At 63.2% G+C, this 5,515-nt stretch carries 4 protein-coding genes and 1 pseudogene; 3 read left to right on the forward strand and 2 right to left on the reverse strand.

Going from position 1 to position 5,515, the window contains the following annotated elements; all coding sequences use genetic code 11:
* From EN994_RS16005 to lpxB, 3 genes and pseudogenes are all read left to right on the forward strand, one after another.
* Window positions 1-276 (forward strand): annotated as a pseudogene (locus tag EN994_RS16005) (acyl-[acyl-carrier-protein]--UDP-N-acetylglucosamine O-acyltransferase); the annotation flags it as partial.
* Window positions 248-1,165: an LpxI family protein gene (locus EN994_RS16010; RefSeq protein WP_063170233.1), complete on the forward strand. Its 918-nt coding sequence runs from the start codon at window positions 248-250 to the stop codon at window positions 1,163-1,165. The pseudogene EN994_RS16005 and the gene EN994_RS16010, both read left to right, overlap by 29 nt.
* Window positions 1,158-2,336, forward strand: coding sequence for a lipid-A-disaccharide synthase (gene lpxB / locus EN994_RS16015; protein ID WP_063167972.1), 1,179 nt, complete (start codon window positions 1,158-1,160; stop codon window positions 2,334-2,336). Before EN994_RS16010 ends, lpxB begins: the two co-directional genes overlap by 8 nt.
* Window positions 2,337-2,405: 69 nt before the next feature.
* On the opposite strand, the gene gltA is transcribed toward lpxB, so the two are convergent.
* Window positions 2,406-3,731 carry a citrate synthase gene (gltA, locus tag EN994_RS16020; RefSeq protein ID WP_013531749.1) on the reverse strand — a complete coding sequence of 442 codons (1,326 nt, stop codon included), beginning with the start codon at window positions 3,729-3,731 and terminating at the stop codon, window positions 2,406-2,408.
* 184 nt (window positions 3,732-3,915) lie between these two features.
* Window positions 3,916-5,340, reverse strand: coding sequence for a glutamate--tRNA ligase (gene gltX / locus EN994_RS16025; RefSeq protein WP_063170234.1), 1,425 nt, complete (start codon window positions 5,338-5,340; stop codon window positions 3,916-3,918).
* Between the last annotated feature and the right edge of the window lie 175 nt (window positions 5,341-5,515).

Here is a 5,515-nt window from a genome sequence, read left to right on the forward strand (position 1 = left end):
GTCGGCAACCGCGCCAGCCTACGCGGCCTCAACATCATCGGCCTCAAGCGCTCCGGCCTGCCAAGGTCCGAAATCCTTGTGCTGCGCAAGGCTTACAGGATGATCTTCGATCGTTCCCGCACCGTTGGCGAGAACATCGAGTTCGCCAAGGCGGAGTTCGCGTCGTCGCCGACCGCCATGAAGATCATCGATTTCATCACCAGTCGCGGCAAGCGGCACTATGCTGTGCCGTCGCTCAAGGGCGGCGATGGCGACGATGTCGATGACGAAGACTGAGACAGCGGCAGCGCGTCTTGATCTTCCGCCGGGCTCCAGGGTCGGCATCATTGCCGGCGGCGGCAGTCTGCCGGTCGAAGTCGCGGCCGGTTCGGCTGAACAAGGCTATCCGCCCTTCGTCATCCTGATGGAAGGCGAGGTCGACCGCATCGCGGAGCTCTCCCGATACGATCACGAAAGCCTCGCTCTGGAAGGTATAGGCTCGCTGGTCCCATTGCTACGGCGGCACCGGATCACCCATCTGGTGCTTGCAGGCGAGATCAAGCGCCGGCCGCGATTGCTTGCGCTGCGCCCCAGTCTCAGCCTGCTCGCGGTAATTCCGCTGGTCGTCATGGCGCTCGCGCGTGGCGACGATGGCCTGCTGAAGGTCTTGGCGAGGGGCCTCGAAGCCCGTGGAATAAAGGTTGTGGGAGCGCATGAAATCGTGCCGAGCCTTGTCGCCGCCGAAGGCGTCCTGACCAACGCCGCGCCACAAAAGTCGGACTGGCGTGACATCGAGGCAGGCCTTGACGCAGCAAAGGCCATCGGGGCGCTGGACATCGGCCAGGCCGCGATCGCCATCGGTGGCCGGACCATTGCGCTGGAAGGCATCGAAGGAACAGCCGGATTGCTTGAGCGGGCAAAGCTTTTACGCGGCCACGGCCGTATTGCGGGCAAGACCCGCGGCGTCCTGGTCAAGTGCGCCAAGCCTGGCCAGGAACTGCGAGCGGATCTTCCGTCCATCGGCCTGCAGACGGTCGAAGCAGCGCATGCAGCCGAGCTTGCCGGGATTGCCGTCGAGGCGGGACGTTCGCTGGTTCTCGAAGGTCCTGAAACCATCGCGCGCGCCAACGCACTCGGCCTGTTCGTCATTGGCCTGCCTGCCACGACGGAGCCGCACAGTGGCTGACAGGGCATTGAAGATCGCGATTGTTGCCGGCGAGGAGTCCGGCGACCTGCTCGGCGCCGACATAGTACGCTCGCTCAGGCAGGCGGCCGGGCGCGAGGTGCAACTCGTCGGCCTCGGCGGCCGTCATTTGCAGACGCTGGGACTGGTCTCGCCATTCGATGCCGGTGAGATCGCCCTCATGGGGTTCAGTGCCGTCCTGCGCGACCTTCCGCGCCTGATGCGGCGGATCAGCCAACTGGCCAAGACCGTTGCCGACGAAAAGCCGGATTGCCTCGTCACCATTGACAGTCCGGACTTTTCGTTGCGCGTCGCCAAAAAGGTGCGTGCGGCCAACCCGTCGATTCCGATCATCCACTATGTCTGCCCGAGCGTGTGGGCGTGGCGGCCGGGCAGGGCGGTCGCGATGAAGCCCTATGTCGACCACATCCTCTGCATCCTGCCTTTCGAGGTTAAGGAGTTGGAGCGGCTCGGCGGGCCATCGGGCACCTATGTTGGGCATCGCCTGACGCACGATGCGGGCTTGCTCGCTGCAGCCAAGGCGCAGGAGTTGCCGCGCGACCTTTCTCCTGATCGGGTCAAAACCTTGCTCGTCCTGCCCGGTTCGCGGCGTGGCGAGGTACGGCGGCTGCTCGACCCGTTCGGCGAGACGGTGTCGATCCTGCGCGCGCGCGGCCACCGCTTGCGGCTGCTGCTGCCGACCGTCCCGCATGTCGCCGACCTCGTCAAATCTTCCGTCAACCGCTGGGATGAAAAGCCTGAGATCATCGTCGAGCCCCAGCGCAAATGGCAGGCTTTCGGCAGGGCCGATGCGGCGCTGATCGCGTCCGGGACGGTATCGCTGGAACTGGCGCTGGCCGGCGTGCCGATGATTTCCTGCTACAGGCTCGACCCGGTCGCGCGCATCTTGGCGCCGTACCTCGTTTCCGTCTGGTCGGCGCTGCTGCCCAATCTGATATCGGATCGAGCGCTTATTCCCGAATTCTACGACGGCTATATCAAGCCGAACAATCTTGCCCGGCAATTGGAGGCACTGTTCGCCGACAGCGGCATGCGTGCCTGGCAGAAGGATGGATTTGCAGAGATCAGGCGGCGCATGGCTACGGGCAGACCGTCCGGCGAGATCGCCGCGCAGGTGGTGATGCGGTATGTCAAGAGAGTGAGTAGTCAGTAATCAGTAGAAATGGTCGACTTCACTACTCACTACTCACTACTCACTACTCACTACTCACTATTTCCTAATTCACCGCTTGGCGATCGGCACGTAATCCCGCTCCGGTGCACCGGTATAGAGCTGGCGCGGGCGGCCAATCTTCTGGCGCGGATCCTCGATCATCTCTTTCCACTGGGCGATCCAGCCGACGGTGCGGGCGACCGCGAACAGCACGGTGAACATCGTGGTGGGGAAGCCCAGCGCCTTCAGCGTAATGCCGGAATAGAAGTCGACATTCGGGTAGAGCTTCTTCTCGATGAAATAGGAATCGGTCAGCGCGATCTTTTCCAGCTCCATGGCGATGTCGAGCAGCGGATCGTCCTTGATGCCGAGCTCGCCCAGAACCTCATGTGCCGTCTTCTGCATGATCTTGGCGCGCGGATCGTAGTTCTTGTAGACGCGGTGGCCGAAGCCCATCAAGCGGAACGGGTCGTCCTTGTCCTTGGCGCGGGCGATGAATTCCGGGATGTGATCGACATGGCCGATCTCGCCAAGCATGTTGAGCGCCGCTTCATTGGCGCCGCCATGCGCGGGTCCCCACAGGCAGGCTATGCCGGCGGCGATGCACGCAAACGGGTTGGCGCCCGACGAGCCGGCGAGGCGAACGGTCGAGGTCGAGGCATTCTGCTCGTGGTCGGCGTGCAGGATGAAGATGCGTTCCATGGCGCGCGCCAGCACCGGATTGATCTTGTATTCCTCGCAAGGCACGGCAAAGCACATATGCAGGAAGTTGGCGGCAAAGTTCAGCTCGTTCTTCGGGTAAATGAAGGGCTGGCCGATGTGGTATTTGTAGGCCATCGCCGCGATCGTCGGCATCTTGGCGATCAGCCGCATGGAGGCAACCATGCGCTGGTAGGGGTCGGAAATGTCGGTGGAGTCGTGATAAAAGGCCGACAGCGCGCCGACCACGCCGCACATCACCGCCATCGGATGCGCGTCGCGGCGGAAGCCGGTGAAAAAGCGCGACATCTGCTCATGCACCATGGTGTGGCGCGTCACGCGGTAATCGAAATCGTCCTTCTGCGCCTTGGTCGGCAATTCACCGTAGAGCAGGAGATAGCAGACCTCGAGGAAGTCGCCATGTTCGGCCAACTGGTCGATCGGATAGCCGCGGTGCAACAGGATGCCGGCGTCGCCGTCGATGAAGGTGATTTCGGACTCGCAGCTTGCCGTCGAGGTGAAGCCGGGATCGTAGGTGAAAGCGCCGGTGGTTGAGTAGAGCGAGGCGATGTCGATCACATCAGGCCCGACCGAACCGCTTCGCACCTTGAATTCATGGGTCTTGCCGGCGAATTCAAGCGTTGCGGTGGCCTCTTGGGTCTTGCCCAAATCCAGTTTTTTCGCAGCTTCGGTCATTGCAAACTCCTTCTTGTTTCCTCATGCCGGCAAAGGCAAATTTCGCAGAGCGACACGTCGAAAATCACCGCAATGCGCGTATTCGCCACCGCATTTCAGGAGGTGCGTGCCAGATTGGGCCAAGGCCTAATGTTGCACTGCGAAACCCGCCTTTCAATGCCAATCTTCTTGGGCCAGTTTGCTCCTAATCGATTTGATCTGAGATGCGCGCCAGGCTTTCCTCGCGGCCGAGCACGGCGAGCACATCGAACACGCCCGGCGAGGTGCTTTTGCCGGTCAAAGCGGCGCGCAAAGGCTGGGCCACCGCGCCGAGCTTGTGGCTGCCGGCCGCCGCCACCTCGCGGATCGCCGCCTCCGCCGAGACGGCTGTCCAGTCACCCGCAAGCCCGTTCAAAGCTTCGTGAGCACTGCGCAGGATCTTGCGGGCATCGTCGGTGAGCAGAAGGGCCGCCTTGTCGTCGATCGGCAGCGGTCGCGTGGCAAACAGGAAGGCCGCGCCGTCGACGAGCTCCACCAGCGTCTTGGCGCGCTCCTTCAGGCCCGGAAGCGCTGCCAGCAACTGCGCCTTGGTGCTGTCGTTCAGGCGTGCGGCGATCGCCGGGCCACCTTCGAGGTAGGGCAGGGTGGCGATGAAGATGTCGAACAGTTCGGCATCGCTCATGCGACGCATATGTGCGCCGTTGATTGCCTCCAGCTTGGCGAAGTCGAAGCGCGCCGCGCCCTTGTTGACGTCGCCGATGTCGAACCAGGAAATCATGTCCTTGATCGACATGATCTCGTCGTCGCCATGGCTCCAGCCGAGACGCGCCAGGTAGTTGAGCAGCGCCTCCGGCAGGTAGCCCATGGCGCGATAAGCCTCGACGCCAAGCGCGCCGTGCCGCTTCGATAGCTTGGCGCCATCGGCGCCGTGGATCAGCGGGATATGCGACATGGACGGCACGTCCCAGCCCATGGCGTTGTAGATGACGGTCTGGCGGGCGGCGTTGGTCAGATGGTCGTCGCCGCGGATGATGTGGGTGACGGCCATGTCATGATCGTCGACGACGACGGCATGCATGTAAGTGGGATTGCCGTCGGAACGCAGGATGATGAAGTCATCGAGATCCTTGTTAGGAAAGCGCACGTCGCCCTGGACCCGGTCATGGACGACGGTCTCGCCTTCGGTCGGCGCCTTGATGCGGATGGCGCCCTTGGCACCTGCGGGTGCCTCTGAGGGGTCGCGGTCGCGCCAGCGGCCATCGTAGCGGGGTGGCAGCCCCTTGGCTCTGGCGGCCTCGCGCATGGCCTCCAGTTCGGCTGGCGTGGCGTAGCAATAATAGGCCTTGCCGATGCGCACGAGCTCCTCGGCCACCTCGCGGTGGCGGGGCGCACGCTCGAACTGCGACACCGGCTCGCCGTCCCAGCTCAGGCCAAGCCAGGAAAGCCCGTCGAGGATGGCAGCCGTCGCGGCTTCATTGGAGCGTTCGCGATCGGTGTCCTCGATGCGCAGCAGCATCGTGCCGCCGGTGTGCTTTGCATACAGCCAGTTGAACAGCGCCGTGCGCGCGCCGCCTATGTGCAAATAGCCGGTGGGCGAGGGGGCAAAACGGGTGACGACCTTGTCGGACATGGAACTCTCGGAAACCATCTGAAGCGGGGTGCGGTCGCGCGGACTTTCGCGCTTTGCGCGTTCATGTAGCATAGGGTGTCGAGGGCGCAAGGGGCAGACCCGATGGCTGGACGAGGCTGGGGCTCGGATCAGGGCGAGGACGCTGCCATTGGCGTCAGCGAACGGTCCCTGTTTG

This window comes from Mesorhizobium sp. M7A.F.Ca.CA.002.09.1.1 (assembly GCF_003998555.1).
In the GTDB taxonomy this organism is placed as follows: domain Bacteria; phylum Pseudomonadota; class Alphaproteobacteria; order Rhizobiales; family Rhizobiaceae; genus Mesorhizobium; species Mesorhizobium ciceri.

What these genes read in the sequence shown, in the direction of transcription:
- EN994_RS16010 (WP_063170233.1), top strand. Translation starts at nt 248, where the DNA reads ATGGCGACGATGTCGATGACGAAGACTGAGACAGCGGCAGCGCGTCTT.
- gltA (WP_013531749.1), bottom strand. Translation starts at nt 3,731, where the DNA reads ATGACCGAAGCTGCGAAAAAACTGGATTTGGGCAAGACCCAAGAGGCC.
- gltX (WP_063170234.1), bottom strand. Translation starts at nt 5,340, where the DNA reads ATGTCCGACAAGGTCGTCACCCGTTTTGCCCCCTCGCCCACCGGCTAT.